The sequence below is a fragment of the Microvirga sp. GCM10011540 genome (genome assembly GCF_042650665.1).
GTDB classification, from domain to species: domain Bacteria; phylum Pseudomonadota; class Alphaproteobacteria; order Rhizobiales; family Beijerinckiaceae; genus Microvirga; species Microvirga lenta.
Genome location: NZ_JBHSBQ010000123.1, coordinates 1 through 22,050, shown reverse-complemented (window position 1 = coordinate 22,050; position 22,050 = coordinate 1). Strand labels below are relative to the sequence as shown.

Below are 22,050 nucleotides of genomic sequence, written 5' to 3'. Positions count from 1 at the left end.
CTTGAGCTTCGGGCTGAGCCGGAAAACGACAATAAATATTGGAGGAAACCGTGAAACGTCTAGCGCTTCTGCTGTCGACTATTGCCATGGTGGGCTTCTCCGCTGCGGCGCACGCCCAAACCGTGATCAAGGCGGGCCACGGTGCCCAGGCCGGACACCCGACCCAGTTCGGCCTAGTGAAATTCGGCGAGCTCGTTGCGGCTAAGACCGGCGGCAAGGTGAAGGTGGAGGTCTATCCGGACCGCCAGCTCGGCGAGGAGCGCGAGATGGTGGAGGGCCTGCAGCTCGGCACGGTGGACATGGCTGTGGTGTCCACAGGTCCGCTCAACGCCTTCGTGCCCCAGGTCGGGGTGATCGACCTGCCGTTCCTGTTCAAGGACTCGCAGCATGCCTATAAGGTGCTGGATGGGGAGGTGGGTCAGGACCTGCTCAAGCGCATGGACCAGAAAGGTATCGTCGGCCTCGCCTGGTGGGAGAACGGCTGGCGGCACCTGACCACCAAGAAGTCCATCAAGGCGCCGGACGATCTCAAAGGCCTGAAGCTGCGGACCATGCAGAACCCGGTTCACATCGCAGCCTTCAAGCAGATCGGCGCTGCACCCATTCCGATGGCCTGGGGCGAGGTGTTCACGAGCTTGGGGCAAGGCGTCATCGACGCCCAGGAAAACCCCGTGACGGTCATCTACACCAACTCCCTGTGGGAGGTGCAGAAGTACCTGACCTTGACCGGGCACGTTTACGGGCCGCATGCAGTGATGTTCAGCAAGGCCGCCTGGAACCGGCTGCCTGCCGATCAGCAGAAGGCCCTTCGCGAGGCCATCATTGAGGCCACCGCCTATCAGCGGGAAACCTCCCAGCGGCTTGAGAGGGAGCAACTGGAGGAGCTGAAGAAGAAGGGCATGGTGGTCGAGACCATCGATACGGCGCCGTTCCGAGCGGCCACCGCTGAGATCGCGTCGAGCCAGAAGAACGTGGATCAGGCCATGTTGGAGAAGATCCGGGCCGCCGGCAACTGATCGCCTGAGTATCTCCTCTCGACCGGACGCGGCACTCGGTGCCGCGTCCTTCCATTCTCCTGGGGATGTCAAATGGGTGTCGCCCGCATCTGGGCCATTATCGAGCGATTGGTATTGGCGGCGCTTGTCGGCCTCTTCGCAGCGATGGTCGTCGCCTGCACGGCGCAGGTGATCTGGCGCTACCTCTTTAACGACCCGCTGGTGTGGTCGGAAGAACTGGCGCGCTACCTTTTCATCTGGATTTCCTACATCTCCGCGTGGGTGGCCTGGAAGAACCGCTCGCACATCGCGCTGGATGCAGTGACCTACCTCAACAGTCCCGCCATAGATGCCTGGACGAGCCGCATCGTGGAGGTGCTGGTCCTCGGCTATTGCCTCTTCACCCTTCTTGCGAGCTTCCAGATCGTCGGAATCACCCACTCCCAGCCGTCCGCAGTGCTCGAACTGCCGATGAGCGTCGTCTATGCCGGCTACTCGGCCATGGCTCTTCTAGTCACTGGCGATATCCTCGTCGGCTGGCTGAGCGGAGGTCGCCGGGAGGTTGCTCCCCAAACACTTGCGTCCGAGGTCTGACCATGGCGACCGTGCTGCTTACAGGCTTTGCGCTCCTGCTCCTGGTCAACGTTCCCGTCTCCTTCGCGCTGGCGCTCGCGTCGCTGGCTGCGCTCCTCTATGGCGGGCTGCCTGTGACGCTGGTGGTTCAGAAGATGACCGCCTCCATGGACAGCTTCGTGCTGCTGGCGGTTCCCTTCTTCCTGCTGTCCGGGCACCTCATGGGTCGCAGCGGCATCGCGAGGGACATCGTGGATTTCGCCGATTCCCTCGTCGGCTGGCTGCGGGGCGGCCTGGCACATGCGAACATTGCGTCCGGCACCCTGATGGGCGGCATGACGGGATCCGCCGTCGCGGAAGCCTCCTCGACCGGCGGCGCCCTCATCCCGCCGATGATCGCGAAGGGTTACGATCCGCCATTCACCGCCGCGGTTACGGCCAGCGCCTCGACCATCGCCGTGATGGTCCCGCCCTCGATCCCGATAATCATCTTCGCCGTCGTGACCGGGGTGTCGGTGGGCGACCTGTTCATCGGAGGCGTCGTTCCGGGCATCCTCATGGCATTGGCCCTGATGGTGACGTCCTGGCTTCTCGCCGTCAGCCGCGGGTATCCGCGCGGCAAGAGGCCTTCTCTTGGAAGCATCGGCCGCGCCACGCGGGCGAGCCTCTGGGGGCTGTTCATGCCCGTGGTGATCATCGGCTCGATCCGCTATGGGATCGCGACACCGACCGAAGCTTCTGTGGTGGCGGTGCTCTACGCGCTCTTCGTCGGCCTTTATGTCTACCGCACCATCGCGTGGCGCGACATTCCGGGAATTATCAGGGACACGGCAGTCACCACCGGCATCGTCATGCTGATGATCGCAGCAGCCTCCCTCTACGGCCTCATCGTCACCCGCGAGCAGATCCCGCAGGCCGCCGCCCAAATGATCATGGACATCACACGCGATCCGTATCTCGTTCTGATCCTGATCCTGTGTGTCTATCTGATCGCCGGCATGCTCCTGGATCTCGGTGCCAACATCATCATCCTGGTGCCGGTGCTCTGGCCCCTGGTGCGGAGCCTGCAGATCGATCCGGTGCAATTCGGCATCGTCACGGTCCTCGGACTCTCCATCGGGCTGATCACTCCACCTGTCGGGGCCAGCCTCTTCGTGACCTGCGGCATTGCGAAGACGAATCTCCTGGACGGGAGCAAGGCCGTGCTGCCCTTCATTGTGGCCTTGATCCTGGTGACTCTCCTGATCATCTTCTTTCCAGGCATCGCAACCTGGCTGCCGTACAGCGCCAAAGATTAAGCCGGAACAGAGGCGCGAGAGGGCTGCTGCTACTGCACAAGCTACAAAAGGGTTGTTGACTAAACTGGTATGATGACATCATCTTCATGAAAACACATAACTGGTAGGGAGGAGGAGCGGCATGCCGCTCGCGACGCAGCGCCATGAGCCCGCGGAGGCAGGTCAGCCGGTCAAGCTGTCGGCCGGTCCCGTATCCGTTGAGCTGAACCCTGCCGGCACGGCGCTTCGTGATATCACCTTCGACGGAGAGGTTGTGCTCCGCGGCCTTGCCTTCGTGACCCGGGACGAAAACTGGGGAACGCTGCCGCTCTCCGCTGCCCCACAGATCCACCGGTCCGGCGACAGCATCGAGATAGAGGCCTCAGGGAAGGGCGATCATCCCAACGGTGATCTCTCCTGGCATGTTGTGTTCCGCATTGCGCCCAAAGGCATTGAAGCCCACTCAACAGTGCACTCCTCACGGGGATTTTTCACGAGCCGCACCGGCCTCGTGGTGCTGCATGGCCTCTCCGCCAGCCGCGGTCAGGAGGTTGTGATCACCCATGCAGACGGCCGCAGCACCCGCTCGGCCTTTCCCGTACTGATCTCTCCGCATCAGCCCTTCATGGACATGGCTGCCTTGGCGCACCGGACTGCGCGGGGCACCGGCGTGCTGATCGCGTTCGAAGGCGAAGTGTTCGAAACGGAGGACCAGCGCAACTGGACCGACGCCTCCTACAAGACCTACAGCCGCCCGCTTGCCTTGCCGTTTCCCTACCGGATCAGTCCGGGCGAGACGGTCGAGCAGAGCGTGCGCGTTGCCTTCGAGGCTGGGCCCCCTGCCTCCGCAGGCGTCGGGACGGAGCCTCGGATCTACAAGGCCGCCCCGCTGCCCCGTCTGGCGGCAGGTCTCCCGGTCGCCCGGCCGTTTCTAGACAAGGCCATGTCGGCGGCGCTCGCGGGATTGTCCCTCCACGCGATTGCTCTTGAGATCGACCCCGAGAGACCGGAGTGGACCGACAGGCTGGGGCGGCATCTGGCCGCATTTCCCGGCAATATTCGCCTGAACTGCCGCCTGAAGGGCCACACCGATCCCGCAACGGTGCTGGATGCCATCGACAAGGTTCTGTCCGGTCGAAAACCCCTCGGCATCTCTCTTTGGGATGCAACCCAGGAGGCGGTCGATTTCGCGCGCGGGCTCTGGCCCGATACGCCTATCGGAGGCGGTACGGGGGCGTTCTTCACAGAGCTCAATCGCGGGATCCTGCCGTCCGGCATCGACTATGTGACATGGACGACGAACCCGACCGTTCATGCCCAGGACGACGACACCCTGGGTGAGAGTATCGAGCCTCTCGCGGACATTCTGGCTACGGCCCAGGCCAAGGCTCCGGGCCTCGACCTCGTGATCGGGCCGCTGACGCTTGGAATGCGGTTCAATCCGAATGCAACGAGCCCGGAAGCGCGCCGGGCAGAAACCCCGCCAGATCAAAGGCAGCATACGGTGCTGGCCTCATCCTGGCTGCTCGGCACCATCGCGGGCTTTGTCGATGCGGCTGTCAAGGATCTGATAGTCTTCGAGGCGGCAGGTCCCAGGGGACTGGTTCAGGCGGATGGCTCCCTGTCTCCGTCGGGCCACCTTGTATCCCGGCTGGCGCCCCTTGCCGTATGCAGGGCCGAAATCGTCACCTGGGCGCACGAGTCGCGGGCACGGGGGCTTCTGGTTCATGCACCCGAGGGCAGAGTTCTCGCTCTCACCCAGGCCCGCGCCGCACCGGCCGCTTTGGCTTTGCCGGAAGGTCGCTGGGCGTCGTTGGAGCGCCTGAGCTCCGGAGGTTTCATGGCCGATCCGCAGCAGACGGGCGGCATGATTGATGTCGATGGGTTCGGCGTGGTGTGGGTTGCCGAGGCCGGCTGACAGCTAAGGGCGAAAGCCCAATCGTTCCGCACCTGGGAGGAAGACATGAAAACGACGAGACGGCAGTTTACCATTGGTGCTCTCATGGCCGCAGCGGCGGGCACCACCCCGATGTTGGTGCAGGCCCAAAGCGGCAAGACCATCGCCGTGCTGTTCGACGGGCTCTACTCCGAGTTCTGGGTCGCCGGCATGCAGATCATCAAGGATGAGATGAAGAAGCGCGGCTACACCGTGCTCGAAGGCATCTCGGACAAGGACGACAGCAAGCAGTTCGAGCAGGTTCGCGCCATGATTGCCCGTAAGGTCGACGGCATCATCATCGTGCAGACCGACTCGAAGGCCGTGATCCCGGCGATCCGCGCAGCCAACCGTGCCAACATCCCCATGGTCCATTTCAACCGTCCGCCCGCGGAGTCGGACGCCTACTCGGTGGCCGTGGTCGCTGACAACCAGACCATTGCCCGCGAAGCGGTGCTCCACTCCTGCCGCACCGCCAAGGAGGCGGGCGGCAAGTTCAAGGCCGCCATCCTCATCGGCAACCTGGGCGATCCGAACGCGATTCAGCGTCGCGACGGCTTCCAGGAGGCGGTGTCCCAGTTCGCCGACACAATCGAGGTCGTGGCTCGCATCCCGACGGAGTGGAACGCCGACAAGGCCTTCGCCGGCCTCACCAACGCGCTTCAGGCGAACCCCGACATCAACTTCCTGTTCACCTCGTCGGACTTCCTGATCCCGCAGATCACCCAGGCCCTGAAATCCGCCGACAAATGGGCCCCCATCGGCGATCCAAAGCATGTGATCTTCACCGGCTTTGACGGCTTCCCGACCGCCTATGAACTTATGGAGCAGAAATACATGGACGCCTGCGGCGTGCAGAACCTCTTCTTCGAGACCAAGCTCGCCATCGATGCGATCATTCAGATGCAGGAGGGCAAGAAGCCGGAGAAGGTTCTTCTCGATCCGGGCTTTGCCATCACTCAGGCCAACATGATGGAGAAGCGCGAGGAGATGTGGGGCTATACCCTCCTCAAGCAGAAAAAGGCCGGTTGATTGATCCGGGTTGGTCGATCATGGGGCGAGCAGGCAGCGCGCCCCATTCCCGCTGCTAGGAGGTTGGATGTTGGTCTCGCAAGCCGTGTCTCGCAAAGCCGAGCGCGAGGCGAGCCGCAGCAAATGGAAGGCTGCGGCGAGCGTCGTTCTGTCGGAATATCTCGTGCTCGCCCTGTGCGTTCTCTACACCCTGGTCATGATCCCCTTCGTGCCGGAGATCGTGACCGTGGAGGTCTGGCAGAACATCCTGTCCGACATGATGCCGCTTCTGATCGTGTGCCTCGGCCAGACCATCGTTCTCATCATCGCGGGAATCGACCTGTCCGTGACGGCTATCATCAGCCTCACGAGCGTTGTCGGCGCATCCATCATGACGCAGAGCGACGGCTATCTCTCGGGCCCGCTTGCAGCCCCCGCCGCAATGGCGGCGATGCTGCTGGTCGGCGCCGCGATCGGATTGCTGAATGGCTTCTCCATTACCCGGCTCAACATGCCGGCGTTCATGGTGACGCTCGCGACCACCACCTTCTTCGGCGGGAGCGCGATCTGGTTCACCACGTTCCATTCCACCACCACCTCCATCTACGACTTGCCGGACATGTTCATCTCCATCGGAGATCGCGACCTCGCGGGCGTTCCAATTGCGGTAATCATCGCGGTCATTGCTGCACTGATCGTCCACGGCGTTCTGGCCTATACCATCCTCGGGCGTTGGCTGTATGCGGTCGGCGAGAACCCGCGTACCGCCTATGTATCGGGCGTGCCGGTCCGCACCACCATTATGGTAGCGTTCGTTCTGTCCGGGATGCTCGCGGCGCTCGCATCCATTGTCTACACCGCTCGCCTTCAGACCGGAACGCCGATCCTGGGCGAGCGCATCCTGCTCGATGTGATCGGCGCAGTCGTGATCGGCGGAACCAGCCTCTTCGGCGGCAAGGGCAAGGTGATCTGGACGGTCTTCGGCGTCCTCTTCCTCGTGCTGATCGACACCACCCTGAAGCTTTTGGGCGCGTCGCTCTTCGTGATCTACGTGATCAAGGGCAGCGTTATTCTCGCAGCGGCCTTGCTCGATACACTGCGCACCCGCTATCTCGGCGTGAGGTGACCTAAGTGCACACCACTCAACGATCCGGCCGGCCATTGCTCTCCGTTGACGGCATCACCAAGAGATTTTTCGGGGTCCGCGTCCTTCATGGCATAAGCTTTGAGCTCTGGCCCGGCGAGGCCCTCGGCCTCGTCGGCGAGAACGGCTCCGGCAAATCCACGAGCATGAACATTCTCGGCGGTGTGCACCAGCCCGACGGCGGCCGGATGACCCTGGCAGGTCAGCCTTACGCGCCGCAGAGCCCACGGGAGGCATGCTGCGCGGGCATCGCCTTCATCCATCAGGAGTTGAACCTGTTTCCGAATCTGTCGATTGAGGAGAACCTCTTCATCACGGATTTCCCGAAGCGGGGCGGCGTGCCGTTCATCGATCGCGGATGGGTCCGCAAGCGTGCACGCGAGCTGCTGGCTGAAGTGGATCTTGAGCTTCCGCCGACGCGGCTTGTCGGCAACCTCGCCCAGGGTGAGCGGCAACTGGTGGAGATCGCCAAGGCGCTGCACGCGGATGCCAAGGTGATGATCCTCGACGAGCCCACCACCTCCCTGACGCGCCGGGAGGTCGAGCGGCTGTTCGCCATCATCAACAGGCTCAAAAGCCGGGGCGTCGGCATCATTTTCATCAGCCACGCCCTCGAGGACGTAATGCATGTGTGCGAACGGGTGACGGTGCTGCGCGACGGCGCCGTGGTCGGCACGGACCTGCGGGAGCGGTTGAGCCTGCCCGGTATCATCTCCATGATGGTCGGACGCTCCATTGACGCGATCTATCCCGAGCGCAGCACCACGCCGCGGGAGGAGGTGGCCCTGCGCGTGCGTGACCTCACCCAGCGCGGCGTCGCCAACAGCATCTCCTTCGATATCCGCGCCGGCGAGGTGGTCGGGCTGTCGGGCCTGATGGGATCGGGCCGGTCCGAGCTCGCCCGCCTCATCTTCGGCCTCGACCCGATGGAGTCGGGCACCATCGAGGTGGCCGGCACGCGGCTCATGCGCCCGACGCCTAAGGCCTCCATGGCGGCGGGTCTTGCGTTCCTGACCGAGGACCGGCGCAACGAAGGGCTGCTGATGGACGCCTCCATCGTCGACAATATCGGCCTGACCTTCCTCAAGCGCTTCAGGATCGGTCCCGGGTTTATCGGCGGGAAGGCGCTGAACACGATAGCGAGCGAGTTGGCCCGCATGGTCCACCTGTCCACGGACCGGGTGCAAGACACCCTCGCCAAGCATCTGTCGGGCGGCAACCAGCAGAAGGTGGTGATCGCCAAATGGCTCCTGCGCCGGCCCAAGGTATTCATCCTGGACGAGCCGACCCGCGGCATCGACGTGGGCGCCAAGCAGGAGGTCTACCGGATCATCAACCGGCTCGTGGAGGAGGGCGGGGCCGTGTTCCTGATCTCCTCCGAGATCGAAGAGGTGATGGGCCTGTCCGACCGGATCCTGACCATCAACAAGGGCGAGATCACGGGAAGCTTCGAGCGCAGCCGGTTCGACCGCGAGGCGATTCTGGCCGCCGCCATGGCGCCGGTGGGACCCAAGCGCGAGGCCACCGCATGAACAGTCGCAACCGGATAACTATCCTGCTCTTGCAGGCGGCGCCCTACCTGCTGTTCCTCGCCATCCTGCTGGTGTTCGGCTTCTTGTCGGACCGCTTCCTGAGCCTGGCGAATTTCACCAACATCGTCATCCAGGCGGCGCCCGTGGCGATCCTTGCCATCGGCATGACCTTCGTGCTGCTCACCGCCGAGATCGACCTATCGGTGGGTGCCGTCATGTATCTGACCGGGTGCATTCTCGGCCTCTATCTCGGCGGCGTGCCGTGGCCCATAGGCCTGCTGGTGGTGCTGATCGCGTCCGCCCTGCTGGGGGCGGTCAACGGTGTGCTCGTGGCCTATCTCGGGATCACGTCGTTCATTGCAACGCTCGGAACCCTGTTCATCGGGCGCGGCATCGCCATGTCGGTGTCGAACACCGCAAGCGTCTATTTCCCGGACGCGATCACGTCGCTCAACCGCGCCACCGTCTTCGGCATCCCCTCGGCCATCGTGGCTGTCGCGGTGGTGTTCGCGATCGCCTGGGCGTTGCTGCAGCAGACCCCGTTCGGCCGGCAGGTCTATGCGGTGGGCCAGGACAGGGACGCAGCCGCGAAGGCCGGCCTCCCGGCCAGACGCATCGTGTTCTTCTGCTTCGTCATATCAGGCGCGCTCGCAGGCACGGCCGGCTTCGTCTCGTCCACGCAGATCGGCGCGATCACCGCAAGCTACGGCCTGCAGGCCGAGTTCTCGGCCATCGCGGCCGCGGTGCTGGGCGGCACGAGCCTCTTCGGCGGGCGCGGCGGCGTGAAGGGCGCACTCTTTGGAGCGCTCCTCATCCAGACCGCCGCCAACGGCCTCGTCATCATCAACGCCAATCCTTACATTTATCCCCTCGTCACGGCGGGCATCATCTTCATCGCCGTCGCCGTCGACGGCCTTCGCTCCCGGATGCTCGAGCGGCTGGAGCGGCGCTTCATCAGGCCATGGGAGATCGCATGAGAAGGATTCGCATCGGTGTCGTGGGCCTCGGGTTCTTCGCCCAGAACCAGCTCGAGGCCTGGCGCGTGATCGAGGGAGCCGAGATTGCCGCCGTCTGCGACCGGGATCCTGCCCGGGTGGAGGCCGCGCGGCAGCGCTACGGGATCGAGCGCGGCTACACGGACGTGGCCGAGATGCTGGCTGATGGCGGCATCGATGCCGTCGATGTGGCGACAACTCCGCCGAGCCACCGCGCCATCGTGGAGCAGGTGGCGCGAGCCGGACTGGCCGTGATCTGTCAGAAGCCGATGGCGGAGACTCTTGAGGATGCCCGCGCCATGGTCGATGCCTGCCGCAGGGCCGGCGTCTCCTTCACCGTGCACGAGAACTTCAGGTTCCAGCGCCCCATGCGCGAGGTGGCCGGCCTCCTGCGCGGGGGCGCCATCGGCGAGCCCTTCTTTGCCCGCATCTCGTTCCGCACACCCTACGACGTGTTCGCGAACCAGCCCTATCTCGCCACGGAAGAACGCTTCATCATCCTCGATCTCGGAATCCATCTCCTCGATCTCGCCCGCTGCTTCATGGGCGATGCCGGCGACGTCTCCTGCTGGACGAAGCGCGTGAACCCGAAGATCCGCGGCGAGGATGTGGCCACCATGGTTCTCGACCATGGAGGAGGGCGCACGAGCGTCGTGGATTGCAGCTATGCGACCCATCAGGTGCCCGATCCCTGGCCGCAGACCCTCGTAACCCTTGAGGGAACGGAAGGGACGATTGCCCTGGAGGCCGACTACCGCCTTCACCTGATCCAAGGCGACAGGATCGCCACCCGCCACGTGCCGCCCCAAGCCTGGCCCTGGTCGAGGCTTCCCCTCGACATAATTCAGGACAGCGTCGTTGCCCTGCAGAAGCACTGGGTAGAGTCCTACCTGGCCGGTCGCCCGGCCGAGACCTCGGGTGAGGATAACCTCAAGGTGGTCGAGCTCGTTCACGCCGCCTATGCGGATGCCGAGCGCCGCAAGGGACAGCCGAAGCGATGGATCAAGTGGAAGGCATGAGGGACCTGGAAGCTGCGAAGCGGTAGGTTCCTCCATGTATCCACCAAAGCTTCCCCTGGGTTCCCTTGAGTTTCACAAGGATCTTCCAAGAATCTGTCAGTGAACTACCATCTTTCCAGCTTGCCAAACTGGTATGATGATCTAATCTCCGTGTGGAAAAGCCAGCTTGCAGCACCCGCTGCTGCAGCGACAAGAGCCCGAGCAAATCGGCCGATCATTCCACAAGGAGGAACCCGATGATGCAGCCTGCAAAGACCCCTTGGATTCTCGGCTCGGCGCTCGCTGCCGTTCTGGCGGCAGCCCCGGCCTGCGCGTCGCCTGAGAAGCCCGTGATCGCCCTGTCCAATTCCTACTACGGCAATACCTGGCGCCAGCAGATGGTGGAATCCTTCGAGGCGGCCGCCAAGCAGGCCAAGGATGAGGGCAAGATCGCCGACTATATCGTCCTGAACGGCGACAACAGCGTAAACCAGCAGACGAGCCAGCTGGCCGACCTCATCCTCAAGAAGGTGGATGCCATCGCTATCAACGCGGCCTCGGAGACCGCCCTCAACAGCGTTATCGACAAGGCGTGCAAGGCCGGGATCAAGGTCATCTCCTTCGATTCCGTGGCCTCGGCTCCCTGCGCCTACCGGCTGACCTTCGACTTCACGGGCTACAAGAAGGAGCAGGCCGAGCAGGTGATGAAGCGCCTCAACGGCAAGGGCAACATCATCGTCGTGCGCGGCGTGAAAGGCTCCGCGCCGGACAACCTGATGCATTCGGCCCAGGAAGAGGTGCTCAAGAAGTATCCCGACGTGAAGGTGGTCGCCACCGTCTACGGCCAGGCCACAGCCTCCGTCGCGCAAGCGGCCATCGCCAACGTCCTCCCGAGCCTGCCGAAGGTGGATGCGGTGCTCGCCCAGGGTGGCAGCGACGACATCGGCATCGCCCAGGCCTTCGAGCAGTATGGCGGCGATTATGCCAACAAGATGCCGATCATCGAAGGCGGCGGCAGCTCCAACTTCATCCTCTGGTGGAGAAAGCAGAACGAGAAGAACGGCTATTCTACCGTGTCCATGAACACGACGCCGGGCATCGGCGGCGCGGCCTTCTGGCTCAGCTACAAGATCGCCAAGGGCGCGGAGGTTCCGAAGGATCTCGTGATGCCGGTCGCAACGGTGACCCAGGAAAACCTGAAGGAATTCGCCGAGATCAAGCCGGGTATCATCGTCAGCCCAAGCTACAGCGAGCAGTGGGTCGACCAGAACCTCATCAAGAAATGATGCACCGGCCGGCGGCGCTTCGATGCGCCCCTGAAGCGATCCTGCCCGGCCCAAGCGGCCGGGCAGCCCTGCCGTGGAGCGCGAAAGTTTGCGGATGACAGCTGCGATGAACGTGGTGCCATTGTCGCGGGCAAAAGCACCGCCTGCCGGGGCGGAGCCGGTCATTGCGCTTCGCGGCGTCACCAAGGCCTATGGTCCCACCATCGCGAACCTAGCCGTCGATCTGACGGTCGGGCCCGGGGAGATCATCGGCCTCGTCGGCGGCAACGGTGCGGGCAAAAGCACCCTGATGCGTGTTCTGAGCGGCGTCACGGCTCCGGACGAGGGGAGCCTCGCCATCGGCGGAAAGGTCCGGAGCTGGAACGATTACGGTCCGGGCGAGGCCCAGGCGGCCGGCATCCGCATCGTGCACCAGGAACTGTCGCTGTGCGACAACCTCACGGTGGCGGAGAACTTCTTTCTGGAACGGCCCGATGCGGGAAACGCCTGGCCAGGCTGGCGCACGACCTACCGCGCTCTTGCCGGTCAGTGGCTGGACGCCGTGTTCCCCGGCCATGGCATCGATGCGGATGCGGAAGTGGGGCTCCTGCCGATCGGCCAGCGGCAGATGGTCGAGATCGCGCGGGCGGCAAGCGATCCCGACCTCAAGCTGCTGGTCCTCGACGAGCCGACATCCTCCCTCGATCCCGAGCGCAGCTGGCAGCTGCGCTCCTTCGTCAAGGCCAGGGCCGCCCAGGGCGTCGCCTTCATCTTCATCAGCCATAAACTCAAGGAAATCCTTGAGGTCACCACCCGGATCGTGGCGCTCCGCAACGGGCATCTGGCCTGGGCGGGATCGGCGGGGACAGCCTCCGTTGAACGCCTCGTCGAGGCCATGGGTGGGGAGGCAGGAGTGTCCTTGAGAGCCGGGCGGCAGCATCATGCAGCCCGGTCCTCTGGCGCGGGGCGTGTTTTGGTCCGCCTCGCCGGGGAGGCGGTTGCCCCGCTGGGGCATCCGGTCGAGCTCCGGTCCGGCGAGATCGTGGGCCTCGCAGGCCTGGAGGGTAATGGCCAGCGAGACATGCTACATCGGCTCTTCAGATCTGGCGCGTTGGAGGACGTGGCCTGCCTTGCGCCGGTCAGCTTCGTGTCCGGGGATCGCCAGCGGGAAGGGGTGTTCCCGCTCTGGACTGTTTTGGAAAACATTGGGATCGGCCGCATCGCGGGCCGGCCGGACATCAGCCCCATATCGTCCAAGGCAGAGCTGGCCGCGGCGGCGCCGACCATCGAGCGGCTGCGGCTCGACCCCTCGCGCCTTCAATCGAACATTCTAGAACTGAGCGGAGGCAACCAGCAGAAGGCTTTGGTGGCACGTGCGCTTGCCGGAGACGGCGAGGTGGTCCTCCTCGATGACCCGACCCGGGGCGTCGATGTGAGCGCGAAGGCCGAGTTCTACGGCGTGGTGGCCGATGTCGCTATGGCAGGGCGCCTGGTCGTCTGGCATTCCACCGAAGATACCGAGTTCCTGGAATGCGACCGGGTGCTGGTTTTCAGCAACGGGCGGATCGTGCGCGAGCTTGTCGGAGAGGAGATCTCCGAGGAGGCGATCGTCAACTCCTCGTTCCTGCAGGCCGCCCCCCGTGAGGGTGCCGGAGCCGCGCCGAACCCCGTGCGGGACAACCCGCTTGGCCGCCGCCTGGTCAGCATGATGCCCTTCGTCAGCCTCATTGCGGTCCTGGGTGCCATGGCCTGGGCCAACCCCATGGTTCTGTCGGCCTTCGGCCTAGACCTGCTGCTCGGCTCGGCCGTCGCCCTGACCCTGATTGCTCTTGCCCAAATGTTCATTGTCGGCGGCAGCGAGATCGATCTTGGGGCAGGGGCCTTCGCCGGGGTTGCGAATGTGATCAGCGCGACGCTGCTGGTTGACACTCCCCTGGTGGGAGCCGGGGCGCTTTTTCTGGCCTGGATCTCCTACGGGCTCATCGCTGCGATCATTCACGCCCGCAAGATCCCGTCCATCGTCGTGACCCTCGGGGCGTCCTTCATCTGGGTCGGCATCGGCTACTCTCTGCAGCCGACCCCGGGTGGAAGCAGCCCGGAATGGCTGTCGCCACTCTTCACCTGGCAGATCCCCGGTGTGCCAACGACCATCGTTCTCATCGCTCTCGCGGGCGCGGCCGCGGTGCTGATCGACAGATCTCCCCTCGGCGTCGTGCTGCGCGGCTTCGGCAGCAATGCAGGCGCCCTCGAGCGCGGCGGGTGGTCGGTGCTGCGCTATTCCGTGATCCGCTACCTCATCGCAGGGGCCTTCGCGCTCGTCGCCGGCCTGTCCCTCACGGCCATCAACACCGCCAGCGACATCAATTCGGGCGGGCCCTTCACGCTCCTGAGCGTCGCGGCCGTGGTCATGGGGGGCTGCGCACTGCTTGGAGGCATTATCTCTCCCATCGGGGTCGTCGTGGGTTCCCTCACGCTGTCCCTGATCGGGGCTCTCCTGGGTGCGCTCGGCGTCAGCACCGATTACAATGCCGCCGTCCAGGGAGGCCTGCTCCTTCTCATTCTCGTTCTCCGCATGGCGGTGGGCCGACGGGAGGATGCCTGATGCACAGTTTCTCTCCTTGGACGGCCCGCAACCGCTGGGTCTGGTCGCTGATCGGGGTCCTGATCCTCTGGGCCATCCTGAGCGTCCTCACGGACCGGGTCAGTCTGCACTCCTTGTCCGGTGTCGCCACCTCGGCCTCCTTTCTCGTGCTGGCGGCCTTGGGGCAGATGTTCGTGGTCACAACCGGACGGGGCAACATCGACCTGTCCATTGCGAGCGTCATTGCGCTCAGCGCCTTCGTCGGCCTCATCGTCATCGGCGGCAGCGACGGCCGCATCGGCTTGGGGTTGCTGGCGGTTCTCGGGATCGGGCTTGCGGTCGGACTGACGAACGCCGCTCTGGTCGTGCTCTTCCGCATCCCGGCCATGATCGCGACGCTGGCGACCGGCTACGTGCTTGCGACCACGACCTTGATCGCGAACCGCTCCATCGCGGGCGCCGTGGCGAGCCCGGCGCTGGCCTTCGTGGCGGGCGGCAAGGTCGGCGGCGTGCCGGTGATGTTCCTCATCGCGCTGGCGGCCGTGTCCCTATCGAGCTTTGTCCTGGGGAAGCTCGCGTATGGGCGCAGCCTCTCGGCGACGGGGCAGAATGCCAGGGCAGCGCGTCTGGCCGGCGTGAGGACCGGGCGGGTGACGGCGACGGCCTTCGTGATCAGCTCCGTGCTGGCGGCCCTCGACGGGGCCCTGCTCAGCGCCTATGTGGGCGGCGCCTTCCTGGAGATGGGCGCTCCCTACCTGCTCCAGTCCGTGGGCGCCGTCGTGCTCGGGGGCTCGCTCATCTTCGGCGGCAGCTCGACGGCGGTCGGAACCCTCTTCGGGTGCATCCTGCTCGTCCTCATCGTCACCACCATGCAGATTGCCGGCCTGCCGCCGGGGACGCAGGACATCGTTCAGGGCGTCGTCATCATCGGGGTTCTGGCCCTGGCGGGCCGTCCGGTCCTCCGGCGGATTTCACGGACCGGTCCAGACGCGCGGGCGGCGGCCGGGTCGCAGTAGAAGGCGGGGGCGCTGTTCTGATATGATATGTGTTGCAGTACAGCGTCTCGATGATAGAGCGGGAGCCGATTATTGAAAGTGTAGCGCCCCGCCCAGGTTGGGCGCTGTTTTAGAGTTGAAGGTATTCAGGTCTCAAGATGGAAGCCATTGTTCGCCGCAAGCTGTCTCATGAAGTGCTCGATCGCCTGATCGGCGCCATTGAGGCCGGGGAGTATGAACCGGGGACGCAGTTGCCCTCGGAGCGGGAGCTGATGGCACGGTTTGGAGTAGGGCGCCCGGCCATACGCGAGGCCATGCAGACGCTCCAGCAGATGGGCCTCATCCGGATCAATCATGGCGAACGGGCCCGGGTGATCCTGCCCACACCTGAGACCATCATCGATCAGATCACGGGGGCAATGCTCCAGCTCCTGTCGAGCAACCCCCGCGGGCTAAATGATCTTAAGGAGGCCCGCATCTTCTTCGAGGTCGGTCTGGCGCGTGTTGCCACCCAGCGAGCCACCCGCGACAGCTTGGAGCAACTGCGAAGGTCGCTCATCGCCTGTCAGGAAGCGCGCGGGGATGCCGCACGGTTCGTGGCAGCCGACATGGCTTTTCACCGGCAGATCGCCTCCATGTCCAGCAACCTCCTCATTGCGGCGATCAGCCAGGGCATGCTGGACTGGCTCAGCCGCTTCAAGCGCGAGCTCGTTTCCGCCCGAGGCGCCGAACGTCTGACGCTGGAAGAGCACGAGCGCATCTATAAGGCCATTGCGGCCGGTGATGCCGAAGCGGCGGCCAAGGCCATGTCCGACCACCTGACCCGCGCCAACGCCTTGTACTCCGTCCTTGCCATGACTCAGCCCGAGCACTGACTGGAGGATGAGGAATAGGCCTGTGGCACGGACGCCTGTGCTCACTTGAAGTGGTTTGCCCTTAGGAGATCTCTGACAGAACAAACCGCTTGAACGATAGCTGACTGGCATCTCCTGCCATTTGCACTGACTAACCTCCAGCCCCGGAAATAATCAGTTGCTTTTCTCTCACTGGTATAATCACTATATGAGATTGATGAGAACAGAAATTGTTCGGAGGAGATGTCCGAGTGAAAAGCCATTTTACTGGGAGACCACATGAAAGCCTGGGCCATTCCGGAATCTACAAGGCGGGATCCTGGGATCTCATCCCCTCCGCCCACCGTACTAGGATGATACCGATTTTTGCCGTCGGAGCCTGGCTTGGCACGGCTCGATAATCGCTTCTGGAACAGCGCAGGAGGAATGCAGTGACAGAGCCGACCCGCATCGAGGCCGATTATCTCATCGAGACCGCCTACGATCCCCGTCAGGCTGCCGAGGCCATGGCGGGCGAGCAATCGAGCGGCACTTTCGTTCCCATTCCGGGAGAAACACCCGAACTCAAGGAGCGCTCGGCGGCACGCATCGAAACGCTCGAGGTCGTCGAGGAGGTGAATCTACCCTCCTTGCCCGGTGCCGGTTGTCCGAAGGGCCAGGAAGCAACCTATCGACGGGCACACGTGACTCTGTCGTGGCCAATGGCCAACTTCGGCCCGTCCTTGCCGAATCTTGTCGCCACCGTTGCGGGCAATCTCTTCGAACTGAAGCAATTCTCCGGGCTGCGGCTTCTTGATATACGTCTTCCAACGACTTTCGCCGATGCTTATCCCGGCCCGAAATTTGGCATCGCCGGTACGCGTAAGCTCTCTGGCGTTGAAGGACGGCCGATCATCGGCACCATCGTCAAACCGAGCGTCGGATTTGGGCCCAAGGAGACGGCGGCCCTGGTAAAGACCTTATGCGAGGCCGGGATCGACTTCATCAAGGATGACGAATTGCAGTCCGATGGGCCACATTGCCCATTCGACGAGAGAGCCCGCGCGGTCATGCGCGTCATCAATGATCATGCGGACCGCACGGGCAAGAAGGTCATGTTCGCGTTCAACCTCACGGGCGAGCTCGATCAGATGCGACGCCGCCATGATCTCGCCCGTGACCTGGGCGGTACATGCATCATGGCGAGCCTCAACTCGGTTGGTCTTGTAGGTATGATCGAGCTCGGACGCTTCTCGGAGCTGCCCATCCACGCCCATCGCAATGGCTGGGGCTATCTCTCACGGGAGCCGATGCTCGGCTGGTCGTATGTGGCCTGGCAGAAGCTCTGGCGCTTGGCTGGTGCTGACCACATGCACGTCAACGGTCTCAGCAACAAGTTCTGCGAGGACGATGAGAGCGTCATCGCCTCGGCGAGGGCTTGTCTGACACCGATGTTCGCGGAAAAGCCCTGCATTGCCATGCCGGTCTTCTCCTCAGGGCAATCAGCCAAGCAAGCACCGGAGACGTTTGCCGCGCTTCGCACGACCGATCTCATCTTCGCGGCAGGCGGCGGAATCATGGCCCATCCGGATGGACCAGCCGCAGGCGTGGCAAGTTTGTGCGAGGCTTGGGAGGCGGCAACAGCACGCGTGCCGTTGGCCGAGTACGCGAAGGAGCGTCCTGCTCTTGCTAGGGCGTTGGAGGCCTACGCGGCATGAACGGGCCGGGTCAAAACCTCCCAGACGGCCTGCTGCTCACCTATTATGGTGACGACTATACCGGCTCGTCGGCAGTGATGGAGGTAATGACCTTCGCAGGGCTGCCGACGGTGATGTTCCTCGATGTGCCGACACCCGCACAGCTTGCAGGCTTTCAAGGATATCGTGCCATCGGTGTGGCCGGGATCTCCCGGTCGCAGAGTTCTACCTGGATGGAAGAGCATCTACCGCCAATCTTTCACGCGCTTGCAAAACTCGAAGCACCAATCGCGCATTACAAGATCTGCTCGACGTTCGATTCTGCGCCCCAGGTTGGTTCAATCGGTAAAGCCATCGAACTCGCCGCGCCCATTCTCGGCGGCGCCTGGCATCCTCTCATTGTAGGCGCCCCGGCATTATCCCGCTACCAAGCTTTCGGCAATCTCTTCGCAGCCATAGCGGGGGAGGGCTACCGCCTGGATCGGCATCCGGTCATGGCGCGCCATCCTGTGACACCTATGAACGAGGCGGATGTGCTGCGCCATCTCGCCCGACAGACGGATAAGGCGAGCGGCCTCGTCGATTTCGTTTCAATGAAGCAGGGACAGTCGGATGAGCGGCTTGCAGCATTAGCAGGGAAGGGCGCTGAGATCGTTACCCTGGACGTTCTCGACGAGGAGACGCTTGCTGAAGCCGGCCGTCTCGTATGGGAGCATCGCGGGGAACGGTTGCTGGCCGTCGGATCGCAAGGCGTCGAATATGCGCTCGTCGCTCACTGGCGACGAAGCGGTTTGCTTCCGAATGAAGTGCCGGCATTTCAGGCTCAGCCTGTGGAACGCATCATCGCCGTGTCAGGCTCGTGCTCTCCCATCACTGCCGGGCAAATCGCATACGCTGAAGCCAACGGATTTGCGGCGCTGCCGATTGATGCAACTCTTGCCGTCGATGCTCGCGAATGGCGGCGAGAGATCGGGCGGGCAACCGAGCAGGCGCTGTGTTTGCTTGGCGAAGGTAAGGATCCGCTGGTTTACACGGCACGAGGACCTGACGATCCCGCTGTTGCCGATCTGACCCGTGCCATCGCTGCAAGCGGTGTCCCGGCCGGCGCCGCCAACGACCGGATCGGCAACGGCCTCGGGCGCCTGCTGGATACGGCGTTGCGCGAAAGCCGTGTGACGCGCGCCGTAATTGCCGGAGGCGACACGTCGGGGCATGCCAGCCTTGCGCTCGGCATATTTGCTCTCACTGCTCTTGCTCCGATCGCTCCAGGCTCACCCCTCTGCCGCGCTCATTCCGAGGATGCCGCTCATGAGGGGCTCGAGATCACGCTTAAGGGCGGCCAGGTCGGGGGTCCCGATTTCTTTTGCGCCGTAAAACGGGGTGGCGCTCCCAATCACGATGGAGGATCACGCACATGACGAAGATTGCACTGCTTGGCGCCGGCGGAAAGATGGGAGTGCGCCTCGCCTCCAACCTTAAGGGCTCGCCTTATGAGGTTTTCCATGTGGAGGTCTCCGAAGAAGGTCGCCAGCGCCTGAAGACCATCGTCGGTGCGGATTGCGTGGACCCTGATGTTGCTCTCGGCGAGGCCGACGTGGTCATCATGGCTGTTCCGGACCGTCTGATTGGCAAGATCGCGCACAGCTTCATCGATGTTGTGAAGCCAAACACGGCGATTATCATGCTTGATGCGGCTGCTCCTTACGCGGGCGAGTTGCCGAACCGCACGGATGTGACGTATTTCGTAACCCACCCCTGCCACCCGCCGATCTTCAACGATGAGACCGATCCTGCTGCGAGGAGCGACTTCTTTGGGGGCGTCAAGGCCAAGCAGCATATCGTTTGCGCTCTCATGCAGGGGCCCGAGGAGCACTATGCGCTGTGCGAGGACATCGCGCGGGCCATATACAAGCCGGTGATGCGTTCGCATCGTTGCACCGTCGAGCACATCGCTATCATGGAACCGGCGCTGTCGGAGACAATCGGAGCAACCTTGTGCCTTGCACTGCGCGAGGCAACAGATGAAGCGGTCCGTCGTGGGGTTCCGCGGCAAGCTGCCGTGGATTTCATGCTGGGACACCTCAACATCGAACTTGCCATTGCCTTTGAGGCCTTTCCGGAAGGCAAGTTCTCGGATGGCGCCCTTTATGCAATCGATCAGGCACGGCCGCAGATCTTCCGCGAAGGATGGCTGGAACGCATCTTTGATCCGACGGCAGTCAAGAAGTCTGTCACGGAAATCTGCAATCCTCCCAAGGCAGCCTGACGGCCCAATTGCGATCGCCTTGTTGCTGGATAAGGGTCCCAGCGTATGATGTCACACGCTGGGGCAATATGCACTCCTCAAGCGCCTGCACGGGTACTGTCAACTTGGCGCCGAGGAGGCAAAGCTGCCGCGGGCGCGGCTGTCACGCGAGTACACATCAGCCCAGGAAGGCAACACCAGTCGCATCGCGCCAGGTGAGGAAGGCGCGGCCGTCTGAGCACCGAATGATCGACCGACGCTTGAGCAAGCGCTTTCCGTCAATCCTCGAGGGGCGCATCAGGTCCACTCCCGACGCGACGCAGTTCTCCTGTACGATCCGCGACCTTTCAGAATCCGGAGCCCGCATCTGGTTTCCCGAACCAGCCAACCTTGGCGGTAAGTTCGAACTGGAGATCCCGGAACTGGGTCATGACCTGATCCCTGGAAACTGGACGGTTGCGTCGCAAATTTGGAGCAGGGACGCGGAAACGGCCGACGCTCCGTCACAGGTTCAGGCAGCAAGCAGATCGAACTGCTTTGCCAGTGAAGGCTGCGGACTGCGGGCATACTTCGCCTGTCCTTCCGCATCATGTGAACCATCTCAACTCCAATCAGGTTCACCCGAGCATGGGCCTGATCCGCCACTTGATCGCGCGGTGATTCTGCTCGATGCGATTATCCAGATAGGCACTTTGCCGGATCCGGATCGGCTTCAACTGACGTCTCGATCTGTCTTGGAGCCGGTCTATGGTATCGCAGGCTAGGATCGCTTCGCGATCGGTCTGGCTGCCGTCAATGACAACTCGCTCCGGCCGACCGTGTCGCTTAAGGGCCTTGCGTAAGAACCGCTTGGCCGCAGCGAGATTGCGCTTCTCGCTGAACCAGAACTCGACCGTATCGCCTTTGCTGTCGACCGCGCGATAGAGATACATCCAACGCCCGCGGACTTTGATGTACGTCTCGTCCATGGGCCACCTCCTGGTGACGGCTCTCTTGCGGCGATTGAACCGCTCCAGCAACTCGGGTGAATACCGGACAACCCATCTGTGAATGGTCGTGTGATCAACGGAGATGCCGCGCTCGGCTACCATCCCTTCTAAGTTCCGGAGGCTCAGGACGTGAGCGAGATACCGCCGGACACACAGCAGGATCACCGAGCGATCGAAATGGCGGCCTTTGAACATCTAAACCTCCGGAGCTGGCCGGAGGCGTAGACCGAACTCAGTTACTGAACGGTTTGCGGCAGTTCCCTCCCGAACGCTCGACTTAACCCTGACGAACCACCGCGCCTTCGCTAGTGGCACGGTCCTTCTGACTTACGCCCCGCGCGAGGCCACGCCATGATCACCGTCTGCGGAGAAGGCCGCGGTTTCCGAGTGGTCCGGATTCTCGAGGAGATCGGCTTGCCCTAACGCCGAGTTGCGACAAAGCCTATGACGCCAATGCCAACCGGCAGGCTACCCGCTCCCGTGGCATTAGTGGCCGAGTGCTTCTCCCCTGCTGGCATTGCCATCTTCATGGCTCGGCGTGATGTCTTTGTGGCCGTCGAGGGATCCAGGATTGTCGGGACAGCCAGCCTGGACGGCAAGGTTGTGCGAACCGTGTTCGTGGCACCTGACTGCCAGCGAAGAGGGATCGGGGCGGCGTTGATGCGGGAGCTCGACCGTCTGGCCCGAGAGAAGGGGAACACCACGCTGGTGGTTCCTTCATCCGTCACGGCCGAAGGCTTCTATGCCAAGTTGGGCTTCGAGGCCGTTCGTGACAGCTGTCATGGAGACGATCGGACCATCATCATGGAACCGGCGCTCTAGCAATTTCGCACCGCCCTGCCAACGGCAAGTGCACGCACTGGCTCTGTATCAACTCCTCTGACATGTCTCATTTGCTGAGCACGTGCTCGTTCGGTTCGAGGCTGCGACCTCTCTAAAGCCGAGGGCCGGAGACCTCGCGGCTCCAGCCCTCCCGTTCTGTTT

At 63.2% G+C, this 22,050-nt stretch carries 17 protein-coding genes and 2 pseudogenes; 18 read left to right on the top strand and 1 reads right to left on the bottom strand.

The window, feature by feature from the left end:
• Positions 1 to 50: 50 nt before the first annotated feature.
• The 17 genes and pseudogenes from ACFOYU_RS17940 to ACFOYU_RS17860 all read left to right on the top strand — a co-directional run.
• Complete coding sequence (locus ACFOYU_RS17940; protein WP_377034654.1) at positions 51 to 1,016, top strand: TRAP transporter substrate-binding protein; 966 nt, start codon at positions 51 to 53, stop codon at positions 1,014 to 1,016.
• A 72-nt stretch (positions 1,017 to 1,088) separates the two neighbouring features.
• Positions 1,089 to 1,589: a TRAP transporter small permease gene (locus ACFOYU_RS17935; RefSeq protein ID WP_377034653.1), complete on the top strand. Its 501-nt coding sequence runs from the start codon at positions 1,089 to 1,091 to the stop codon at positions 1,587 to 1,589.
• 2 nt (positions 1,590 to 1,591) lie between these two features.
• Positions 1,592 to 2,866, top strand: a complete 1,275-nt coding sequence (locus ACFOYU_RS17930) for a TRAP transporter large permease (RefSeq protein ID WP_377034652.1) — start codon at positions 1,592 to 1,594, stop codon at positions 2,864 to 2,866.
• A gap of 121 nt (positions 2,867 to 2,987) precedes the next feature.
• Positions 2,988 to 4,763 carry a hypothetical protein gene (locus tag ACFOYU_RS17925; RefSeq protein ID WP_377034651.1) on the top strand — a complete coding sequence of 592 codons (1,776 nt, stop codon included), beginning with the start codon at positions 2,988 to 2,990 and terminating at the stop codon, positions 4,761 to 4,763.
• Between the two features lie 45 nt (positions 4,764 to 4,808).
• On the top strand, positions 4,809 to 5,813 hold the full coding sequence (locus ACFOYU_RS17920) for a sugar ABC transporter substrate-binding protein (protein WP_377034650.1): 1,005 nt from the start codon (positions 4,809 to 4,811) through the stop codon (positions 5,811 to 5,813).
• Between the two features lie 67 nt (positions 5,814 to 5,880).
• Positions 5,881 to 6,918, top strand: coding sequence for an ABC transporter permease (locus ACFOYU_RS17915; RefSeq protein ID WP_377034649.1), 1,038 nt, complete (start codon positions 5,881 to 5,883; stop codon positions 6,916 to 6,918).
• 35 nt (positions 6,919 to 6,953) lie between these two features.
• The gene (locus tag ACFOYU_RS17910; protein ID WP_377034648.1) at positions 6,954 to 8,468 is read left to right on the top strand and encodes a sugar ABC transporter ATP-binding protein; all 1,515 of its coding nucleotides are present in this window, start codon (positions 6,954 to 6,956) and stop codon (positions 8,466 to 8,468) included.
• Positions 8,465 to 9,445 carry an ABC transporter permease gene (locus tag ACFOYU_RS17905; protein ID WP_377034647.1) on the top strand — a complete coding sequence of 327 codons (981 nt, stop codon included), beginning with the start codon at positions 8,465 to 8,467 and terminating at the stop codon, positions 9,443 to 9,445. The genes ACFOYU_RS17910 and ACFOYU_RS17905 overlap by 4 nt, the downstream gene beginning before the upstream one ends.
• Positions 9,442 to 10,482: a Gfo/Idh/MocA family protein gene (locus ACFOYU_RS17900; RefSeq protein WP_377034646.1), complete on the top strand. Its 1,041-nt coding sequence runs from the start codon at positions 9,442 to 9,444 to the stop codon at positions 10,480 to 10,482. Before ACFOYU_RS17905 ends, ACFOYU_RS17900 begins: the two co-directional genes overlap by 4 nt.
• Before the next feature lie 236 nt (positions 10,483 to 10,718).
• Positions 10,719 to 11,747: an ABC transporter substrate-binding protein gene (locus tag ACFOYU_RS17895; protein ID WP_377034645.1), complete on the top strand. Its 1,029-nt coding sequence runs from the start codon at positions 10,719 to 10,721 to the stop codon at positions 11,745 to 11,747.
• Between the two features lie 94 nt (positions 11,748 to 11,841).
• Complete coding sequence (locus ACFOYU_RS17890) at positions 11,842 to 14,328, top strand: ATP-binding cassette domain-containing protein (protein ID WP_377034644.1); 2,487 nt, start codon at positions 11,842 to 11,844, stop codon at positions 14,326 to 14,328.
• Positions 14,328 to 15,323, top strand: a complete 996-nt coding sequence (locus ACFOYU_RS17885) for an ABC transporter permease (protein ID WP_377034643.1) — start codon at positions 14,328 to 14,330, stop codon at positions 15,321 to 15,323. Before ACFOYU_RS17890 ends, ACFOYU_RS17885 begins: the two co-directional genes overlap by 1 nt.
• A 137-nt stretch (positions 15,324 to 15,460) precedes the next feature.
• Positions 15,461 to 16,177, top strand: coding sequence for a transcriptional regulator NanR (nanR, locus tag ACFOYU_RS17880; RefSeq protein WP_377034642.1), 717 nt, complete (start codon positions 15,461 to 15,463; stop codon positions 16,175 to 16,177).
• Between the two features lie 410 nt (positions 16,178 to 16,587).
• The gene (locus ACFOYU_RS17875) at positions 16,588 to 17,853 is read left to right on the top strand and encodes a ribulose-bisphosphate carboxylase large subunit family protein (protein ID WP_377034641.1); all 1,266 of its coding nucleotides are present in this window, start codon (positions 16,588 to 16,590) and stop codon (positions 17,851 to 17,853) included.
• Positions 17,850 to 19,250 (top strand): four-carbon acid sugar kinase family protein, encoded by a 1,401-nt coding sequence (locus tag ACFOYU_RS17870; protein ID WP_377034640.1) that lies wholly within the window; start codon positions 17,850 to 17,852, stop codon positions 19,248 to 19,250. Before ACFOYU_RS17875 ends, ACFOYU_RS17870 begins: the two co-directional genes overlap by 4 nt.
• Positions 19,247 to 20,098: a phosphogluconate dehydrogenase C-terminal domain-containing protein gene (locus ACFOYU_RS17865; protein ID WP_377034639.1), complete on the top strand. Its 852-nt coding sequence runs from the start codon at positions 19,247 to 19,249 to the stop codon at positions 20,096 to 20,098. The genes ACFOYU_RS17870 and ACFOYU_RS17865 overlap by 4 nt, the downstream gene beginning before the upstream one ends.
• A 68-nt stretch (positions 20,099 to 20,166) precedes the next feature.
• Positions 20,167 to 20,496, top strand: a pseudogene (locus ACFOYU_RS17860) (PilZ domain-containing protein); the annotation flags it as partial.
• Positions 20,497 to 20,588: 92 nt separating this feature from the next.
• On the opposite strand, the pseudogene ACFOYU_RS17855 reads toward ACFOYU_RS17860, so the two are convergent.
• Positions 20,589 to 21,261: pseudogene (locus ACFOYU_RS17855) on the bottom strand (IS6 family transposase).
• Positions 21,262 to 21,546: 285 nt separating this feature from the next.
• Between ACFOYU_RS17855 and ACFOYU_RS17850 the strand changes: the two are divergent.
• On the top strand, positions 21,547 to 21,888 hold the full coding sequence (locus tag ACFOYU_RS17850; protein ID WP_377034638.1) for a GNAT family N-acetyltransferase: 342 nt from the start codon (positions 21,547 to 21,549) through the stop codon (positions 21,886 to 21,888).
• The last annotated feature ends 162 nt before the right edge of the window (positions 21,889 to 22,050 follow it).

Coding starts and splice junctions, on each gene's coding strand:
- ACFOYU_RS17870 (WP_377034640.1), top strand. CDS start 17,850: ATGAACGGGCCGGGTCAAAACCTCCCAGACGGCCTGCTGCTCACCTAT.
- ACFOYU_RS17895 (WP_377034645.1), top strand. CDS start 10,719: ATGATGCAGCCTGCAAAGACCCCTTGGATTCTCGGCTCGGCGCTCGCT.
- ACFOYU_RS17915 (WP_377034649.1), top strand. CDS start 5,881: ATGTTGGTCTCGCAAGCCGTGTCTCGCAAAGCCGAGCGCGAGGCGAGC.
- ACFOYU_RS17890 (WP_377034644.1), top strand. CDS start 11,842: ATGACAGCTGCGATGAACGTGGTGCCATTGTCGCGGGCAAAAGCACCG.
- ACFOYU_RS17905 (WP_377034647.1), top strand. CDS start 8,465: ATGAACAGTCGCAACCGGATAACTATCCTGCTCTTGCAGGCGGCGCCC.
- ACFOYU_RS17925 (WP_377034651.1), top strand. CDS start 2,988: ATGCCGCTCGCGACGCAGCGCCATGAGCCCGCGGAGGCAGGTCAGCCG.
- ACFOYU_RS17900 (WP_377034646.1), top strand. CDS start 9,442: ATGAGAAGGATTCGCATCGGTGTCGTGGGCCTCGGGTTCTTCGCCCAG.
- ACFOYU_RS17920 (WP_377034650.1), top strand. CDS start 4,809: ATGAAAACGACGAGACGGCAGTTTACCATTGGTGCTCTCATGGCCGCA.
- ACFOYU_RS17865 (WP_377034639.1), top strand. CDS start 19,247: ATGACGAAGATTGCACTGCTTGGCGCCGGCGGAAAGATGGGAGTGCGC.
- ACFOYU_RS17935 (WP_377034653.1), top strand. CDS start 1,089: ATGGGTGTCGCCCGCATCTGGGCCATTATCGAGCGATTGGTATTGGCG.
- ACFOYU_RS17930 (WP_377034652.1), top strand. CDS start 1,592: ATGGCGACCGTGCTGCTTACAGGCTTTGCGCTCCTGCTCCTGGTCAAC.
- nanR (WP_377034642.1), top strand. CDS start 15,461: ATGGAAGCCATTGTTCGCCGCAAGCTGTCTCATGAAGTGCTCGATCGC.
- ACFOYU_RS17885 (WP_377034643.1), top strand. CDS start 14,328: ATGCACAGTTTCTCTCCTTGGACGGCCCGCAACCGCTGGGTCTGGTCG.